Origin of the sequence: Tolypothrix bouteillei VB521301, assembly GCF_000760695.4 — a bacterium.
GTDB lineage: Bacteria > Cyanobacteriota > Cyanobacteriia > Cyanobacteriales > Nostocaceae > Scytonema > Scytonema bouteillei_A.
Map to the genome: position 1 here is coordinate 5,982,084 of NZ_JHEG04000001.1, position 18,094 is coordinate 6,000,177.

Here is an 18,094-nt window from a genome sequence, read left to right on the forward strand (position 1 = left end):
GGGATGCTCTAAAAAGCCAAGTTATAAATAGGGAATAGCCGACTGAGATACTATCCATTCCATAAATGGTTAATTATTGCAAACAGGAAGCTCATCCAATAGATTCAAGACAATAGTTCCGTTGACTTCATCAACAGATTTATTAAAGAAAAATTTCAAACACCAATTGGTATCAAAAAATTTTAATTTTTGGATGTATATTTTTACATTTATGTTTTCTTGATTTTCTACTTCTTGTCCTTTCACTAACTCTAAGTAACTATCTTTAATAGTTTCGTAGATTGCATCAAAAAGCTTGTCTGGAAAACTTTTAACAGTGGGAAGTCCAACTAGCATACTGACTTAACTTTTATACAACGCTATCATTCTGGCACAAGTTTTTGAAAATGGGTCGCGTCCCGAAGACCTGAGCAACCAAGCACTCGGTTTTAGAGGTAAGAAGAGAGTAGTATCTTTTTGGTAAGTACGGCACTTTGAAGTGCGTACTTTTCATTTTAAATATACATATCTTAAGATAAAGATAGTTAAAAAAGAGTTGCCAGAAGACTGGTTGTAATGCTTGCTTATTCAAGAAAGTTGCCTACATTAATTGTAAATTTTTAAGCGGAGGAAAAAACTTATGGCTGTTAATTCTAAAACACATCTCATTCACGATCGCAACGCACGCGGTCAAAGCAAAACAGGCTGGTTGGATAGCCGTCACACATTTTCCTTTGGTAGTTTTTACGATCCCAGTCGCATGGGCTTTCGTTCTTTAAGAGTGATTAATGACGATCGCGTTGTTCCCGGTGCAGGTTTTCCAACCCACGGACACAAAGATATGGAAATCCTCACCTATGTTTTGGAAGGAGCGGTAGAGCATAAAGATAGTTTGGGTAATGGCTCAGTCATACGTCCGGGTGACGCGCAAATTATGAGCGCCGGTACTGGTATTCTGCACAGCGAGTATAATCCTTCTGAAACAGAGCCAGTCCATTTTCTCCAAATTTGGATTATTCCTAACAAACAAGGGTTGCAACCAAGATACGAACAAAAAAGTTTTCCGATTGAAGAAAAACGCGGAAAGCTGCGTTTGATTGGTGCAAAAGATGGACGTGATGGTGCAGTGACTATTTACCAAGATGTTGATTTATACACATCTGTTCTAGATGCTGGTGATGTTATCAACTATCACGTTCAACCCAATCGTTATGCTTGGTTGCACTTGGCTCAAGGCGTAGCAACGTTGAACGGAGAAGAACTCCGAGCAGGCGATGGAGTACAAATTAACGGAGAGGAAAAACTCGAAATTAGTACAGATGTAGGCGCAGAAATCTTGCTCTTCGATCTGGGCTAATGTATCCGGTTGAGAGAGTCTATCTATCTTACACAACTCAATTTTCTCCTATAGGACGGGCAAAATGCCCGTCCTAACTTTATAATCGTGCTAACGGAACTGCATTGCGTTATAACAGAAGGATTAATAGTAATCTATATTATCAATGAAATATGTAATTATACGTAAACTCAAAAGATTTTGGAAAGCCGATCGACAACTGATAAGAGTTAGGAATGATTTACTGCAAACAAAACGCCTCCGGTATTTGATATTAGGGATTTTAGCTATACTGAGCCTCATGTTAACTCAAGGCAATTTATTCTTTGGAATCCAAATACCAAAAACTTTAGCAGCCACACCAGATCGACTTGATGTTTCACGATCGCCTACTGCATTAGTAGCAGTTGGAAAACAACACTATCAGAATGGAGAATTTGCCTTAGCGATCGCCAAATGGCAGCAAGGACAACAAGCGTTTGCCATCTCAGGCGACAATCTCAACCAAGCAGCCGTATTAAGTAACTTGGCATTAGCTTACCAGCAGTTAGGTCAATGGAAGCAAGCTTACGAATCGATAGAACAGAGTCTCAGCATCCTGCAAAATACAAAATTTTCTCAAGCCAAGTCTTTACTGGCAGCTGCGCTCCTTATTCAAGGAAGTTTACAATTATCACAGGGTCAGGCACAACAAGCTCTTACGACTTGGGAAAACGCGGCTGTTATCTACAAACAAACAGAAGATAAAGCAGGGTTGAGTCGTTGCTTGCTCAATCAAACTCTAGCCTTACGAGCGTTAGGGCTTTACCCGCGTGCTAGGAAGATACTAGAACAGGTGAATCAAACTTTGCATTCTGAAGCTGACTTGCAACTGAAATTTGCGAGCTTGCTGAATTTAGGCGAGACTCTACGAGTCATGGGAGAATTAGAAACCTCTCAGGAAGCACTGCAACAAGCTTTGACAATAGCACAAAAACTCAACTTGAAAGCGGATATGGCTGTGGTGTGGATGAACTTGGGTAACAATGCGCGATCGCAAAAATTGCCAGACAAAGCGTTCCAATACTACCAACAAGCCATAGCCGCATCACCATCAGCAACAATCAAACTGCAAGCACAGCTCGATCGACTGCATCTGCTTGTAGAAACTGAAAAATGGCAAGATGCACGAACACTTATAGAGGAAATTCAACCGCAACTTGAAAATTTTTTACCAGCCAACCGCCTATCCATTTATGCTAGGGTCAATTTTGCCCAAAGCCTAATGAAAACTTGTCAAAACCATACTTCTCGTTGTACAAATCAAATTCTAGCAGCTAAAATTTTGGCGATCGCTGCCCGACAAGCTGAAGATATCTCTGACTACCGGGCTGCTTCTTATGCTTTGGGTTCTTTAGGCGAAATTTACGAACAAACACAACAGTGGTCTGAGGCACAAAAGTTAACTGAAAAAGCACTCCTGCTGGCACAAAGCAGCCATGCTTCCGATATTGCCTATCGCTGGCATTGGCAGAACGGACGACTGCTTAAGGTTCAAGGAGAGTATCAAAAAGCAATATTGGCCTACAATGAAGCAGTAAATACCTTAAGTCTTATTCGCAACGATTTAGTTGCAAGCAATCTAGATCTACAGTTTTCTTTTCGGGAAAGTGTCGAACCAGTGTATCGAGAGTTAGCCCAGTTATTATTGCAACCATCGCCTACTCAAACGGAGGTCAGTCAAGAAAACCTCAAACAAGCTCGCAAGGCGATTGAATCTCTCCAGTTAGCAGAATTAGATAATTATTTTCGAGAAGCTTGTTTGAACGGTACTCCGGTACAAATCGATCGATTGGATTCGCAAGCAGCCGTTATTTATCCAATTATATTATCCGACCGACTAGAGGTGGTGCTGTCATTACCAAATCAATCCCTACGTCATTATGCCACAGCCATTCCTCAAACCCAACTTGAAACACGGATAGACGAAATGCTGCGATCGCTGCGACGGACTTCTCTCAAACGAGAACGACTCAAAATATCGCAAGAATTTTACGATCTCCTCATCCGACCCGCACAAAATGATTTAAAAACAAATAACATCAAAACTCTTGCATTTGTTCTTGATGGAGCCATGAAAAACTTGCCAATGGCTGCACTCTATGACGGAAAACAATATTTGATAGAACAATACAGGTTGGCATTAAGTCCGGGATTGCAACTATTTGTACCTTCTGCAAAAGAACATCATCAGCTTAAGATCTTGGTTGGGGGATTGAGTGAATCTCGGCAAGGATTTATACCTCTACCTGGTGTAGAAAGCGAAGTCAAGCAAATTAAATCGGAAATTCCATCCCAAGTACTTTTTAATCAAGCTTTTACCAGCACTACTTTCGCACAACAAATTGGAAATAACCCTTTTCCGGTCGTGCATCTGGCAACTCACGGTCAGTTTAGTTCCAACGCCAAAGACACTTTTGTCTTGACTTGGGATAACCGTATCAATGTTAAACAATTAGGAGACTTATTACAGAAGCGTGAAGGCGACAGCCATACACCCATCGAATTGTTAGTTTTAAGCGCCTGTCAAACAGCTCAAGGTGATAAACGTGCTGCTTTGGGATTAGCTGGAGTCGCCATACGTTCTGGCGCACGCAGCACTCTGGCAAGTCTTTGGTCGGTAGACGACCGCTCTACCTCCGTATTTATGGCGGAGTTTTACAAACAACTGTCACATACTGGAGTTTCTAAAGCAGAAGCTGTGCGTCGCGCCCAACTGCAATTATTAAAACAACAAGAATTTCAACACCCTTTTTATTGGGCACCTTTTGTTTTAGTAGGTAATTGGTTGTAAAGTTTGCCAGCAAATCGTACTGAGGTTTGAATTTACATTACCACTTTAGATCGGAGCAAACTTTATATTCTAAGATGGGCTCATCGATCGACCATTTAGAAGACGAATCTCATCTTAGGGGTACAAGTTGTAACACCTATTTTATGAAAAACTTAAGCTATAGAAGCTAAAAACCTATTCTCTGGAGTTCTCCATGTCAAATTTAGACTCTCCTCTCGAATCCGCCGTCTTAATTACCATTATTGGGGAAACAGTGCTGAAAGACCGGATTGTTAAGCTACTGAAAAACTACAGTGTAAGTGGTTACACTATTAGTCAAGTTCAGGGTGAGGGCGGACACGGAAGACGCGTGTCAGACTTACCAGGCTACAACACTAATATTGAAATCAAGACCATTGTTTCCTTAGAAGTCTCTGATGCTATCCTTTCGGCTCTTAAAGAAGAGCAGGGTAAGCATGCGTTGATTGCTTTCCGACACAATGTAGAAGCTTTCTATTAATTAACCTCGTACAGCATACCGAGCTAAGCCGGATGACTGTGAACGAGTATGCACTTGACAGCAATCACAGTAACGAATATCGGACATTGGCTACAAAGAGCGTCAACAACAGCAACAATCTTAGAGTTCCTACACCTATTGAGATGGATGAGTTAGAAGAGTTGTTGATTGAAGTCGGTATCCAAAGAAAGTGAGGAAAATGCTGCAAAGTTGATTGGTCAGCAATCGGCTGAAGCTAAAGTAAAAAGTGTTATCAAGTAAGTAATTATTTAGGGTGGGTAGCAGCCCACCCTAAAGCATTTGCCTCAACCTTAATCCCCCAGTCAACATCTATACTTAGCTCTTAATTGTTTGCATAACTTTATATAAAGATTTTCTTGTTACTTCTGCGTAAATTTTTCTACTGTGCCACAATCGGAAATGAGAGTTAATTCGGTTAACAGCTTTTGTTTTTAGTATTAACAGGCTTTTTGTTTTTGGTATTAGCAAACTTTTCTCCGAAACTTAAATCTCCACACATTTATGATTTCGGAGACAGTGTATGTCAGTTTACGTAGGCAATCTTTCTTATGAAGTTACGGAAGAAAGTCTGAATGCTGTGTTTGCAGAATATGGTTCTGTCAAGCGAGTTCAGCTACCTACAGATCGTGAAACAGGTCGTTTACGCGGCTTTGGTTTTGTAGAAATGGGTACAGACGCTGAAGAAACAGCTGCTATTGATGCACTTAATGGTGCAGAGTGGATGGGACGCGATCTCAAAGTGAATAAGGCTAAGCCCAGAGAAGAAAGAGGTTCTTTTGGTGGGAATCGGGGGAACAGCAGTTTCCGCAACCGCTACTAAGCTTTGTAAATTTAGCTCCAAGAGCTAACAACTCCCGAAGCACTTGGCAATTACCGAAGGAATTCATCAATCTATCAGAGTAACGAACGTGAAAATAGATTTTAAATTTTCTTTGGTAGAAAGTGTGGAAGAGTGTTAGTTTCATTAAGTAGTGGCTCAGGCAAAAATGCTTGAGCCTTTTTCATATATCCAATATTCGTTTTTCTTGAAGTTTGATGATAATTCCTTAAGAACATTCGCGGCTTAAAACAAGCTTTTATCTACCTTGACTTTCTCTAATGGAAACACCCGAGCCATTAAGCCGGGGTGAGAAGAAGAAGCCCAAATATTGAGAAGAGTTGTTAATAGGGGTTATTCTAGCAAGCGTGTTACCAGGGGCAAGTAGTACAAAAACTCAGTTTGTAGTATGACAAAACATGGCTACAACCTTTATTCTTTCGTTCCACCCTTGTGGTAACTTTGGGCAGATGAGCGTGAGCTAGGTCTAGATGATTTCATAGGAAACGATATCTGAAAAGTATATGTAGCAATACTTTCAGTCTATCTGGCCTCTCATAACACGCTTGCTAGAATAACCCCTAATACTATAATAAAGATACACATTGTGTATCTGGCAGTCCCATGCTAGGGTACAAGACAAAGGAGGACATTATGCAGCCCCAGAGCAACCCCGATATTCCTACTTGTGCCGTCAATCTGCGTATCCGTAAGGATGTGCGGACGCTTATTGACCGAGCAGCAAAAGCGCAAAGCAAATCACGTTCGGACTTTATGATTGATGCTGCGCGGCGAGCGGCGGAAGATACGCTGCTTGACCAGACCTTTGTGCGAGTGGACGAAGAAACCTATCAGCATTTTCTGAATGTTCTGGATAGCCCGCCCTGCAATGAAGGGTTTGAACGCTTGATGAATGTTAAGAAGCCGTGGGGATAGATGACCCTTCAAGCCCCTGTACCTCTTGCGGATATTCACGTATTGGATGACTTTGATTGCGGAGTTGCCAGCCTAAATGACTGGTTAAAGCGCCGCGCTGTTGCCAATCAGAAGAACAATGCATCACGTACCTATGTTGTAACGGATGGGGAAAAAGTGATTGCTTACTATTGCCTTTCCTCTGGCGCATTGGCGCTCTCACACGCGCCATCGCCTATAAGACGTAATATGCCCGACCCCATACCCGTAGCCATTCTTGGAAGGCTTGGAGTAGATACCTCATGGAAAGGGCAGGGGTTAGGCGCGGCGTTACTACAGGATGCGGTGCTGCGTACAATGCAGGCGGCAGAGATACTAGGCATTCGTGGAATAGTAGTACATGCCATATCGGAAGAAGCTAAGCAATTCTACCAGCATTACGGGTTTTCTCCTTCGCCCACGCAACCCATGACGCTTATTCTATCTATCAAGAAAGTCATAATATAATCTCAAAATCAGCGCTTGTAAAAAATGTATTTTTACGCTTCATAATGCGCTGATGTTGTTTTCAGCTTACTACCTGCCCCTTTCCTTATCCCGAACGCAGGTTATAAAAGTAAACGTATTAGTATTAATTAAAAAAACTATGGCAATCAGCAAACGAGATATTGAGCATATCTTTGAGCGTCTTCGTTCTGGTGTTGTTCCAGAACGAGGTTTGGAAGCCTTTGCTGTTGGTATTGACAAACAGCGAACGGAAATTCACCGTCAATTCCAAAAATCCTATAAATAACCATGAATGTACAACTTGTAAACTCCGTGGTAGAAATGGTACTAAACCTCTCCCCCGAAGAGCAAAAACTTTTTCAAGAAAAGCTTAGTAATAAGCATTTAACGTTACGAACCAGTAAGCCTCAAACACCAGGAGAGAGATTATTGCTTTGGCAGGAATGGATAGATACAGCACCAAAAAGCTCTGCAAACCTTTCTGATGAAGCTCTAAGGCGAGAAAATATCTACGATGATGAAGTATGACCGATTATCTATTAGTTTAATTCTTATTCTTAGAGAAAAATTTATTTCTATACTTAGATATGTTGACAAAATTGCCTTGATTTTAACTTATTACCATTGCATTCACACCCAATGGCTGATTCTTGCCCTAATGTGTTACTTCCAAAGCATTTTTGGGAAATATAAGGCTGGCTCTTAGGGAGCATCCCAAATTAGAAACAACACCAGGAGATGTTCGCGATCGCAGTGATACAAACAAAGCCTACCTGCACGGGCTTCTATTTAGTCCTTGCCTTGCGGTGAGTTGAGAGCTGATAGCGTATAGCTTTTAGTCAATATTTACTCCATACAAACTGTAACAAAAAAATTTTATGATCGGTACAAAGAACATCCGCTTATTGCTTCTATCACTCTCAACAGCGTTACTATTACAATCGAGTGTCATTTTGAATGGCATAACTCCTGCCTTTGCTTTAAAGGTAAAATTTGAACCGCCTAAGAGCGAACCAGCACCAAAAATTACCATTGGTGGTGGGAGGCGCGATAATGGTACTTGCGATGGACAAAGCAATACAACGAATAGCCGTATGACTGGTGCTAATACGGCAGAAAAACTGACTGCGTTGTTACCTTCAACACATTTAGGTTTAACACTAACGAGCCATCCTACCTTTCTTGTTTATGTACCAAAAACTTCTGCTAAAGTCTTAGAATTTACTCTTGAAGATGAAGCAGGTGAGGGAATTTATCAGACTAAAATTAACCTCAAAGGCGTTCCAGGTATTGTTAGCTTTAGTTTACCTAAAACAGAACCAGCACTGGAAGTAGGCAAAGATTACCGATGGGTTGTATCAATTATTTGTCAGCAAACAGGACCAACAAACCCATTTATCGAAGGTTTGGTGCGTCGATCGCCTGTGAATGCAACACTCACAAATCGCATCAATAAAGCAAAACCACTCGAGCAAATTGTCCTTTACAGTCAATCCGGTTACTGGTTTGAAGCACTGACAAATTTAGCCAATCTGAGGCTTTCCCAACCCCAAAATCGTGAAATTAAAACAGCTTGGAACGAGTTGTTGGAATCAGTTGATTTAAATGCGATCGCAAACGCACCCCTACAAAAATAAAGCCCCACTCCTCCTGTCTATGAATCAATCCATACCCCTATGTTGGCTTGCTAGTCGTTTCACTGTTGGCTGTTTCCTGGGGGTGCAATTTCTTACACCCCTACTGCTTGACCCCGTATCCGCGCAAATTATTCCCGATAAGACCTTACCTGTTAATTCTCTAGTTAGCCCCGGATGCAGTATCTGCACCATAGAAGGCGGTACAATTCAGGGCAAAAATCTATTTCATAGCTTTCAAGAATTTTCCTTAGCTACAGGAAGCGAAGCATTTTTCAAAAATGATTCTACTATTGAGAATATCTTCACGCGGGTGACGGGGAACGCCGCTTCTTACATCAATGGGCTTATCCGCACCTCAGGTAAAGCCAATTTATTTTTGATTAATCCTAACGGGATCTTTTTCGGTAAAGATGCTCGGCTTGATGTTGGGGGGTCATTCATTGGCTCAACGGCAAACAGTATTGTCTTTTCAGACAACATAACTTTTAGTACGATACCAAATCAAAATACACCTTTATTGAGTGTTAACGTTCCTATTGGGTTGCAGTATGGTGTGTCTCCTGCTGCTATTCAAGTACAGCAAGCCAATTTAGAAGTAAAGCCAGGTCAAATTTTAGCGTTAGTGGGAGGAGATCTTTCCATAGAAAGCAGTCAATTAAAAGCATTTGGGGGAAACGTTGAATTAGGCAGTTTATCGGGTGCGGGAAGAGTTAACTTAAATGGATTAGAAGCATTTAGCTTTCCAGTAGCGGTAGAACGTGGGGATATTTCAATAGATGGGTCGTTCGTTGATGTCATGGCTTCTGGGAAAGGAAATATTAGCATTAACGCTCGAAATCTTGAGATGGTCAACACTCAGTTGCAAGCTGGAATCCGAGAACAACATGGCCATCCAGGTGCTGTCGCTGGGGATATTCAAATAAATCTCACAGGCAATACCTTGCTAACTCAAAGTAGTGAGATTATCAACGAATTGCAAAATAACTCGACTGGTACTGGAGGCAATATTAACTTAAAAACTGAAAATCTGACGGTAGAAGATTCGCAGATATCAGTCCAAACCAGCAGTTCTGGAAATGCAGGAAATTTAAATGTCAAGGCGACACAATTAAATGTTGCATCTTCGCAAAGTCAAACAATTTCCTCAGTTTCAAGTGTTCGTCAATTACTATCCCCAACTACGGATCAAAAGATCGGTTTATTTTCCTTTGTCTTTAAACAAGCTACAGGAAACGGTGGTGATGTCAGTATTGAAGCAAAGGACGTCAATCTTAACGGTAAATCTCTTGTAGCAAGCGATACCGCAGGTGCAGGGAGTGGTGGCATTACCACCATTAAAACCGAACGCTTAAGCTTAAATAATCAGGCGACAATCTCTGCGAGTACGGGAGGTTCTGGCAATGCAGGGGAATTAAGAATCGAAGCAACCGAGTCAATTGAAGTTGGTAATGCTTCTGAGGGTCGTTCTGCTGGCTTAGCAACAATTGCTAAATTTGGAGCTACGGGTAGTGGCGGTCACATGACTATAAAAACCCAACGCTTGAGTTTACAAGGTGGGGGAATTTTATCTGCTGATAGCTTTGGTGATGGAAATGGAGGAAGTATTACTATTGAAGCAACAGATCGGGTGGAATTAAGTGGGATGAATGGTACAGGCATTCCCAGCGGTATATTTGCGGCTATTCGGGGTGGAAAAGGAAATGGCGGTAGTTTGTCAATCGAAACAGGGCGTTTGATACTCCAGAATGGAGGAGTTATTGACGTTGGGACAGAGGGAGCAGGAAATGGTGGTAGTATTGCCATTCACGCTACAGAATTGGTAGAACTCAGCCGTACAACTGACAGTGGCTTCAGCCGCATAATTGCTCAAACTAATGAAACCGCAACAGGAAGAGGGGGAGATATTTTCATTGAAACCTCACGTTTGACTGTTAATAATGGTAACCAAATCTCAGCAGCGACTTTTGGGATGGGTGAAGGAGGGAGTTTGTTTGTTCGAGCTAAGGACTTGATAGAGCTATCAGGAACAAGTGAAATCGATAATACTCGGTTTGGAATACAGCCACTCATTACAGATAGTTCGGGAAAGAAATTTCCTAGCGGACTTTTTGCGAGTTCTCCTGGCTATGGAAATGCTGATACTCTAACAATTGAAACCGGTCAATTAATTGTTCGCGATGAAGCACAAGTCTCTGCAAGCAGCCAACAAAAAGGCGCTGCAGGTAATTTAAATATCCTAGCTGATAAAATCTATCTCGATAACGGTATCCTTAGCGCCGAAACGGTAGAGGGAGAACGAGCAAATATTTTCCTGGCATCGTCAAATATTTTATTGCGTCACGGTAGCCGCATTACCACTAATGCCACTCAGGATGCCACAGGAGGCAATATCAATATCAATACAGATACTTTAGTAGCCGCAGAAAACAGCGATATCACTGCTAACTCTCAAGCCAGTTTTGGCGGTAAGGTAATTGTTAATGCTCAAGGTATCATAGGGAGCAAGTTTCGCGAACAACTAACACCTGAAAACGATATTACCGCAACGTCTTCCTTGGGTTATGAATTTAGTGGTGTGGTGGATATTAATACTTTAGCAATCGATCCTAATTCCGGATTGATTCAACTACCTGCAAATTTTACTGAAGCCAGTCATCAAATTACAACCCAATGTACTGCACAAAAAGGTAATTATTTTGCGATCGTAGGACGTGGTGGATTACCACAAAGTCCTAATGAACCATTTACAGGAACAACAACACTGGTAGATTTAGTTGAATTGATTTCTGCATCTGAGAAGAAACAAGTGTCTGAATCGCCTGCATCTACCACAAATAATGCCAATCCAGAAATAGTAGAAGCTCAAGGATGGGTTGTTGATGGGAAAGGTCAAGTCACTTTGGTCAGTCAAATAGCTAGCGAGCCCGTTTTCCCTCAAATGAATTGTCGATCGCTCTGACACAACTGTTTAAAATAAACAGCAATTTCTGTAGGTGTAGCGGTAAAGCGAATACCAAAATTTGTTTGGTTGTCGTTTGCAACTTTGACCACCTTAGCGTACACATCTAGCTTGTTTAATTTTTCATCTTCAGCAAGCAGTTGTATTTGAAGGTTGCTGAGAATTTGCACGGGCTGTTTTGTCCGCAATTGGGCACTGCTTGCAGATAATTGTACCAAACTACCTTGGAACACTTCATCTGAAAGATGTTTGCCTTCCATCACTCGATATTGTATGGGAATTTCCATTGTTAAAAGGGTTAAATTTTCTGTAGTATCGTGCAAAGCGAGTTTGTACTGACCGCCAATACCGCCAATATCGTAGATCGTAATGGGTTCGGCAAAACCTTTGGGTTGTACTTGAAGTTGTCCGGCGATCTGGATAATTTCTCCTACTGCATCTAAAGTTTCTTGAGAAACGAGGATTTGCCCTCCAACAGTATAGGTTTCAATTCGGGAAGCCAGATTAACGTTGCTACCCATAATAGTGTATTTGGCACGTTGGTGAGAGCCGATATTACCAGCAAGGACTTCTCCTGTATGAATACCAATACCCATCTCTAAAGGAAGTAAATCCATACCGACCAATCGTTGATTGATATCATCCATTGCTAATTGCATCTCAATGGCACAAGCAACAGCTAGTTGGGCATTATCTTCAAGATCGATAGGTGCGCCAAACATGACAAAAATGCCATCGCCCATAAAATCATTAATCGTACCTTTGTAACGGTTGATAACATCAGTCATTACCCCTAAATACAGATTGATAATTTCCACCACTTTTTCTGGCGGTACTCGTTCGGAGATGGCAGAAAAACCTCGGAGATCGGAAATTAAAATTGTGACATCCCGCTTTTCGCCTCCCAACTTTAAACCACCTGGGGTTTCTAATAACGTAGAGACAACTTCATCGGTCAGATAGCGATTAAAAGTTTGCCGCATGGCAGCAGTATTTCGGGCTATATAGGCAGTAATAGTAAATCCAGAGCCTACTAAAGCTAACAAGCCAGGGACTATTGGTAACCACCATGCCGTGCAAAAAGCGACATAACAACCACCTGTGAGCACAAGACTGAGTAGCAAGATGTTGAGATTAGCAGCGGGTACACGGCTGTTGCGTTGATAGCGCTGCGTCCAAGCGATACTTGCTCCCGCAATAGCCCAGATACCAATCCACAAACATTCTTGGGTTTCAGACCAAACTTTTATTAAAGGACGACCTTCTAAAGCAGCGCTTATTATCTGACTGGCAAGATCGGCATGAACGATCGCTCCCGCACTTCTAAAGGTCGCTTGACTGTGAGCGCTGGCGCTATAAGGTGTATAAAAAAAGTCACCGCTGCTTTCTGCAGTTACCCCAATTAAGACAATGCGATCGCGAGCAAAATTCTTGGGTATATTTCCAGCTAACACATCACTGATGGAAACAGTCAGAAAACCTTGTTGTATATTGCGAAAATTGGATATTATTTGATATCCTCCAGTATCGGCACCGACATAGCCACCATCATGTTTTTTAAAAGGCACAAATACTGCTTTACCTAACTTCATTTTATTTGTTTCTGGCTGTAGGTAAATTCCTTGCGCTTCCAAATACATTAAAGCCAAATGTGCTCCCAAGCTTAAGATAGTATCGCCCTTAGCATTTTTTACAGACAACAAACTGCGGCGCAGTTTACCGTCTTTATCCACAACCAAATCATTGGCACTCACTTGTTCTGCATTCAAAGCAGGAGGTGGATCGATTTCAGAACCAGAATAGTCACTGACTACTTTACGAATACCAATCAATGTGGGTGTACTTTGAAAAACTTTCACGAGTTCTTGATAACCCGGTTCTACTGGTAAATCCCGGTAAATATCAAGCCCAATGGCACGAGGTTGCTGTTGTTTTAAAATCGATATTGCTTTTGCAAGTTGAGCGTCGGGGATGGGCCATCGCAATTTACGGATATCTTTCTCATTGACTTCTACAATTACAATCCGCGAATCTCTTGGTTCAATTGGACGCAGTTGAAAAAATCTATCTAGCGCTGCTAACTCCAAAGATTGCAAACAGCCAAGATAGCGCAAACCAATTATTATCGCTGCGATCGCCGGAGCGGTCATCAAAGCACCACGATGTTGCCATAAAAGTTTTTTAAGACTTGTCCGCATAAGCTGGCATTCTTCAGCAATCCAAAATGGTATGAGTTGTTAGATAACCTTAGCCCTATCAAATCTCGATACTTATAAGATATTGAGTCTCTCTCGCGAGTGATTTAGGGATGCTGTATGCATCTGTAAGATTAACGAGAACGATCGCAACGATATTATAGAAACTAGTGTAAAAGACTCATAACAGTAATTCCCCTGATTTTTTCTGGGGTAGACATCGGGTACTGCTATCATGCCAACATTGCGCTCCCAAACAAACAGCAAAATGTGGATTGCGATCGCTCTCTCTTTCTACGCCTTTATAGCCATTGGCGTTGCGGAAGGAGGCTTGGGCGTCTTAATCCCCTCTATTCAGCAAACATACAACTTGACTTCTGCCACCATCTCCCTACTTTTCCTCAGTCAAGTGACAGGTTATATTATTGCAGCATTAGCCAGCAGTATCTTAACGAGCAATATGGGAATGGCGCGGATGTTGCTGCTAGCATCTGTTGTTCTGACCTGTGCCCTTGTGAGCTATGCTCTCAGCCCTTATTGGTGGTTGATGGTTGCTACAGGAACATTGCTCGGTTTGGGAATTGGTCTGATTGATGCTGGTATCAACAGCTATATTGCTAACGAACAACAGCAGGCTGACTTAATGGGGCTGCTACACGCATTTTATGGTATCGGGGCTTTGTTAGGTCCGGCGATCGCGACTACGCTCTTGGCATTTAACTTGCATTGGAGAAGTATCTACCTAGTTTTTGCAACTTTCGTCGGCATAATGGTCGCAGGAATGCTTTGGGCAGTTGTGTACGACTACAAACCGTTGAACAAGCGCGTACAAGTAACGGGAACAAATGCGCGAACCAATCTACGTGTAGCCCTTACAACTCCTGTCGTATGTATAGCTGCTCTGTTCTTATTTATTTATGTAGGTACAGAAGCTTCAGTTGGAAGTTGGGCTTATAGCGTCCAAAGTCTCAGTCGAGGCACGCCAAAGTTGCTTGCAGGTTATAGTGTCAGTGGCTACTGGATAGGGCTAACCATAGGACGTGCGGTGACGGGACGTATTGTTAAACGCTGGGGTGCTCTGCGTACTCTCGAGCGTTCCTTGCTACTGCTTGGGCTTGGTTTAACTGCTTGGTGGTTGTTACCAAATCAATTGCTGAGTTTACCAATCATTGGCTTTGCACTCGCCCCTATATTTCCACTAACAATATGGTTGATGCCACAACGAGTAAGTAAAGCTATTGTTCCGGCTGCAATTGGATGTATGACAAGTGTTGCTAGTTTGGGTGCAGCAACTATCCCCTCTGCTGTTGGGACTTTAGCAACGCGTTTTGGCTTGGAAATTATTCCAGTTTTGATGCTTCCTCTCGCAGTCATTATGATAATTTTGCATCGTTGGTTGGCACAGCATCAGGTGAGCCGTGCTTGATTGGGGAAATGACTCAGAAGACAACTTCAAGCAAAAATTATCTCTAATGCAAGCTTTAAGGCTCACTTTTATGACCACAGAGAGATTTATGAATAACTGTTTCTCGTCACACTTTACTTAACTTTACATTTGGTTTGAGTAGACTGGTATTTGTCCATGAACCAGAAAGATAACCTTGATGCTGAATCTTTACGCCTTGCAGAAGATACAAGACGCGAGAAAAACTGGAAACGCTGGGGACCTTACTTAGCAGAAAGACAGTGGGGAACCGTGCGTGAAGACTATTCAACAGATGGGTCTTCCTGGGACTATTTGCCCCACGACCACGCCCGGAGGCGAGCTTATAGGTGGGGAGAAGATGGGCTTTTGGGAATATGCGATCGCGAAGGACGTTTGTGTTTTGCTCTTGCACTATGGAACGGACAAGACCCCATTCTTAAAGAACGTCTTTTTGGCTTAACGAATACTGAAGGCAATCATGGGGAAGATGTCAAAGAATATTACTTTTATTTAGACTCAAGCCCAACACATTCCTATTTGAAAGCCTTGTACAAGTACCCACAGAAAGAATTTCCATATACACGCCTCGTAGAAGAGAACCGCAACCGAAGCAAGGATTTAGGAGAGTTTGAACTTATTGATACTGGAATTTTTGAAGAAAATAAATACTTTGATATATTTGCAGAGTATGCAAAAGCTTCACCCAACGATATATTAATCAAAATTACAGTTGTCAATCGCGGTTCAGAAACCGCCAAACTCCATGTTTTACCCACAATTTGGTTTAAGAACAGTTGGTCTTGGGGTCGCACGGGTGAAAGTTACTGGACAAAACCCTGCATTGAATATAAAAAAGATGGAGAGCTTTTGCTTTCTCATGAAACATTAGGTAAATTCCGTTTTATCGCCGAACCGATTCTAGGGCAGAACACTCCTAATTTTCTGTTTACTGAAAACGAGACTAATTCGGAAAGGTTATTTAATGTAGAAAACAGCACTCCCTATGTCAAAGATGCTTTTCACCAATACATCGTACACGGACAGAAGGATGCTATTAATCCCAAGATGGTGGGAACTAAAGCAGCAGTACAATACTGCTTGGAAGTTCCGGCTGGCGAGGAAGTAACACTCAGATTGCGCTTGTTTTCTGAAGAAGAAGCACCAGCACATCCATTTGGGCAAAACTTCCAGCAAATCTTTCAACAACGCATTTGTGAAACAGAAGAATTCTACAAAAATCGTATTTCATCCGAACTGTCTCAACATGAAAACCTGGTAACAAGACAAGCTTATGCCGGCTTGCTTTGGTCCAAACAATTCTATCATTACGGTATCAAAGATTGGCTTGAAGGAGATCCTTCACAACCGCCACTCCAGAGAAATGAAGAGGTTCGCAACGCTGATTGGACTCACCTTTACAATCGCGATGTGATTTCCATGCCAGATAAATGGGAGTATCCTTGGTATGCAACTTGGGATGTTGCTTTCCATCTCGTCGCCTTTGCCAAAATTGACCCAGATTTTGCCAAGCAGCAACTGATTTTGTTTTTACGTGAGTGGTATATGCATCCCAACGGACAGCTACCCGCTTACGAGTTTGACTTTTCCGGTACAAACCCACCTGTTATCCCATGGGCTTGCTGGCGTATTTACAAAATCACTGCCGAGCAAGGTCAGAAAGACCGTATTTTTCTCACTCGTGTCTTTCAAAAACTGTTGTTGAACTTTACTTGGTGGGTAAATCGTAAAGACGTTGCTGGAAAAAACATCTTTGCGGGTGGTTTTTTAGGAATGGACAATATAGGTGTTTTTGACCGTTCCAAACCTTTGCCTACTGGGGGCGAACTCCAACAAGCCGATGGGACTGCTTGGATGGCATTTTACTGCGTAACTATGCTGGCAATGGCATTAGAACTTGCTGAAGAAGATCCAGCTTACGAAGATATTGCTTCTAAGTTTTTTGAACACTTTATGGCCATTGCTGAGGCGACGAATACCATTGGAGGAACCGGGCTTTGGGATGAAGAAGATGGCTTTTATTATGATTGGTTGGCAGTCGATAGCAAGTATATACCTTTGAAAGTACGCTCTCTTGTGGGAATTGTCATCTTACTTGCAGTAGAAACTTTGGATTTTCAGGTTATCCAAAATTTACCAGGGTTTACCAAACGAATGCATTGGTTTTTGGAAAACCGCCAAAACGTCACCGAGTATATCTCTTGCATGAAAAAAGCAAAAGCGACCAATCATCTTTTGCTAGCAATTCCCACAAGAGAACGCTTGCAACAAGTGCTGCACTATTTGCTAGATGAAAACGAATTTCTTTCCCCCTACGGTATCCGTTCCCTATCTCGCTTTCATCTAGAACATCCCTACGTTTTTCCTATTGACGATCGAGAGTACCGTGTTGAGTATCTTCCTGGAGAATCAAATAGTAGCTTGTTTGGCGGTAACTCTAACTGGCGCGGACCTATTTGGTTTCCCCTGAATTACTTGCTTGTGGAAGCTCTAGACCGTTATTACCAATTTTACGGCGATGATTTATTAGTTGAATGCCCCACAGGTTCCGGACAAATGATGAATTTGGGGCAAGTTTCACAAGAAATTTCCCGACGCTTAGCTAGTATTTTCCTTCCGGATACAAGAGGGTATTGTCCTTGGCAAGGGAAAAACCAATATTTTTCTGTAGATGCTTATTGGCGTCACTTAACTCTTTTTCACGAGTACTTTTGTGGTGACACGGGTTCTGGTTTGGGTGCTAGCCATCAAACTGGGTGGACGGCATTGATTGTAAGGTTATTATAGCAGTCCGTATAAAATTTACAAACAAATTCTATCCTGATGAGGATTGAAAATGGTAACAGGATATTAGATGTAGGTGTAAAAGCAAAATTAGAATAACTCCGCAAGAACTGAAAAGACAACAAGCTGACTTTTTATGTAAGCTAGCAATAGCATTCTTCTTTGGAT

Annotated in this window: 15 protein-coding genes and 1 pseudogene; 14 read left to right on the forward strand and 2 right to left on the reverse strand. The window is 42.0% G+C overall.

From position 1 onward, the window contains the following. Nucleotides 1–69: 69 nt before the first annotated feature. Nucleotides 70–336 (reverse strand): hypothetical protein, encoded by a 267-nt coding sequence (locus HC643_RS24175; RefSeq protein WP_038078972.1) that lies wholly within the window; start codon nt 334–336, stop codon nt 70–72. 283 nt (nt 337–619) lie between these two features. Between HC643_RS24175 and HC643_RS24180 the strand changes: the two genes are divergently transcribed. From HC643_RS24180 to HC643_RS24230, 12 genes and pseudogenes are all read left to right on the forward strand, one after another. After that, a complete protein-coding gene (locus HC643_RS24180) occupies nt 620–1,336 on the forward strand; it encodes a pirin family protein (RefSeq protein ID WP_038078970.1) in 717 nt (238 codons plus the stop codon). Nucleotides 1,337–1,481: 145 nt separating this feature from the next. After that, nucleotides 1,482–4,148 carry a CHAT domain-containing protein gene (locus HC643_RS24185; RefSeq protein WP_082051593.1) on the forward strand — a complete coding sequence of 889 codons (2,667 nt, stop codon included), beginning with the start codon at nt 1,482–1,484 and terminating at the stop codon, nt 4,146–4,148. A gap of 193 nt (nt 4,149–4,341) precedes the next feature. Continuing rightward, nucleotides 4,342–4,647, forward strand: coding sequence for a P-II family nitrogen regulator (locus tag HC643_RS24190; RefSeq protein WP_038078967.1), 306 nt, complete (start codon nt 4,342–4,344; stop codon nt 4,645–4,647). Nucleotides 4,648–4,649: 2 nt separating this feature from the next. Then, nucleotides 4,650–4,908 (forward strand): annotated as a pseudogene (nifH, locus tag HC643_RS24195) (nitrogenase reductase); the annotation flags it as partial. Between the two features lie 280 nt (nt 4,909–5,188). Further along, nucleotides 5,189–5,488 (forward strand): RNA recognition motif domain-containing protein, encoded by a 300-nt coding sequence (locus HC643_RS24200; protein ID WP_038078962.1) that lies wholly within the window; start codon nt 5,189–5,191, stop codon nt 5,486–5,488. A 651-nt stretch (nt 5,489–6,139) separates the two neighbouring features. Further along, nucleotides 6,140–6,421: a type II toxin-antitoxin system TacA family antitoxin gene (locus HC643_RS24205; RefSeq protein ID WP_038078960.1), complete on the forward strand. Its 282-nt coding sequence runs from the start codon at nt 6,140–6,142 to the stop codon at nt 6,419–6,421. Continuing rightward, nucleotides 6,422–6,907, forward strand: a complete 486-nt coding sequence (locus HC643_RS24210) for a GNAT family N-acetyltransferase (protein ID WP_038078957.1) — start codon at nt 6,422–6,424, stop codon at nt 6,905–6,907. 139 nt (nt 6,908–7,046) lie between these two features. Then, nucleotides 7,047–7,193, forward strand: coding sequence for a BREX system ATP-binding domain-containing protein (locus HC643_RS24215; protein ID WP_237265937.1), 147 nt, complete (start codon nt 7,047–7,049; stop codon nt 7,191–7,193). A 2-nt stretch (nt 7,194–7,195) separates the two neighbouring features. Beyond that, complete coding sequence (locus HC643_RS24220) at nt 7,196–7,435, forward strand: hypothetical protein (RefSeq protein ID WP_038078953.1); 240 nt, start codon at nt 7,196–7,198, stop codon at nt 7,433–7,435. Between the two features lie 152 nt (nt 7,436–7,587). Next, the gene (locus tag HC643_RS42185; RefSeq protein WP_272899759.1) at nt 7,588–7,722 is read left to right on the forward strand and encodes a hypothetical protein; all 135 of its coding nucleotides are present in this window, start codon (nt 7,588–7,590) and stop codon (nt 7,720–7,722) included. Nucleotides 7,723–7,785: 63 nt separating this feature from the next. Next, nucleotides 7,786–8,544: a DUF928 domain-containing protein gene (locus HC643_RS24225; protein ID WP_038078951.1), complete on the forward strand. Its 759-nt coding sequence runs from the start codon at nt 7,786–7,788 to the stop codon at nt 8,542–8,544. A 19-nt stretch (nt 8,545–8,563) separates the two neighbouring features. Continuing rightward, nucleotides 8,564–11,503 (forward strand): beta strand repeat-containing protein, encoded by a 2,940-nt coding sequence (locus HC643_RS24230; RefSeq protein ID WP_038078949.1) that lies wholly within the window; start codon nt 8,564–8,566, stop codon nt 11,501–11,503. Here the strand turns inward: HC643_RS24230 and HC643_RS24235 are convergent. Then, nucleotides 11,479–13,701, reverse strand: a complete 2,223-nt coding sequence (locus HC643_RS24235) for a CHASE2 domain-containing protein (protein WP_038078948.1) — start codon at nt 13,699–13,701, stop codon at nt 11,479–11,481. The two genes, HC643_RS24230 and HC643_RS24235, sit on opposite strands and share 25 nt — an antisense overlap. A gap of 232 nt (nt 13,702–13,933) precedes the next feature. Between HC643_RS24235 and HC643_RS24240 the strand changes: the two genes are divergently transcribed. Together HC643_RS24240 and HC643_RS24245 are read left to right on the forward strand one after the other, a co-directional pair. Continuing rightward, on the forward strand, nt 13,934–15,124 hold the full coding sequence (locus HC643_RS24240; RefSeq protein WP_038078946.1) for an MFS transporter: 1,191 nt from the start codon (nt 13,934–13,936) through the stop codon (nt 15,122–15,124). A gap of 156 nt (nt 15,125–15,280) precedes the next feature. After that, nucleotides 15,281–17,929 (forward strand): MGH1-like glycoside hydrolase domain-containing protein, encoded by a 2,649-nt coding sequence (locus HC643_RS24245; RefSeq protein ID WP_038078944.1) that lies wholly within the window; start codon nt 15,281–15,283, stop codon nt 17,927–17,929. Nucleotides 17,930–18,094 lie beyond the last annotated feature (165 nt).

Coding starts and splice junctions, on each gene's coding strand:
- HC643_RS24175 (WP_038078972.1), bottom strand. CDS start 336: ATGCTAGTTGGACTTCCCACTGTTAAAAGTTTTCCAGACAAGCTTTTT.
- HC643_RS24180 (WP_038078970.1), top strand. CDS start 620: ATGGCTGTTAATTCTAAAACACATCTCATTCACGATCGCAACGCACGC.
- HC643_RS24185 (WP_082051593.1), top strand. CDS start 1,482: ATGAAATATGTAATTATACGTAAACTCAAAAGATTTTGGAAAGCCGAT.
- HC643_RS24190 (WP_038078967.1), top strand. CDS start 4,342: ATGTCAAATTTAGACTCTCCTCTCGAATCCGCCGTCTTAATTACCATT.
- HC643_RS24200 (WP_038078962.1), top strand. CDS start 5,189: ATGTCAGTTTACGTAGGCAATCTTTCTTATGAAGTTACGGAAGAAAGT.
- HC643_RS24205 (WP_038078960.1), top strand. CDS start 6,140: ATGCAGCCCCAGAGCAACCCCGATATTCCTACTTGTGCCGTCAATCTG.
- HC643_RS24210 (WP_038078957.1), top strand. CDS start 6,422: ATGACCCTTCAAGCCCCTGTACCTCTTGCGGATATTCACGTATTGGAT.
- HC643_RS24215 (WP_237265937.1), top strand. CDS start 7,047: ATGGCAATCAGCAAACGAGATATTGAGCATATCTTTGAGCGTCTTCGT.
- HC643_RS24220 (WP_038078953.1), top strand. CDS start 7,196: ATGAATGTACAACTTGTAAACTCCGTGGTAGAAATGGTACTAAACCTC.
- HC643_RS24225 (WP_038078951.1), top strand. CDS start 7,786: ATGATCGGTACAAAGAACATCCGCTTATTGCTTCTATCACTCTCAACA.
- HC643_RS24230 (WP_038078949.1), top strand. CDS start 8,564: ATGAATCAATCCATACCCCTATGTTGGCTTGCTAGTCGTTTCACTGTT.
- HC643_RS24235 (WP_038078948.1), bottom strand. CDS start 13,701: ATGCGGACAAGTCTTAAAAAACTTTTATGGCAACATCGTGGTGCTTTG.
- HC643_RS24240 (WP_038078946.1), top strand. CDS start 13,934: ATGCCAACATTGCGCTCCCAAACAAACAGCAAAATGTGGATTGCGATC.
- HC643_RS24245 (WP_038078944.1), top strand. CDS start 15,281: ATGAACCAGAAAGATAACCTTGATGCTGAATCTTTACGCCTTGCAGAA.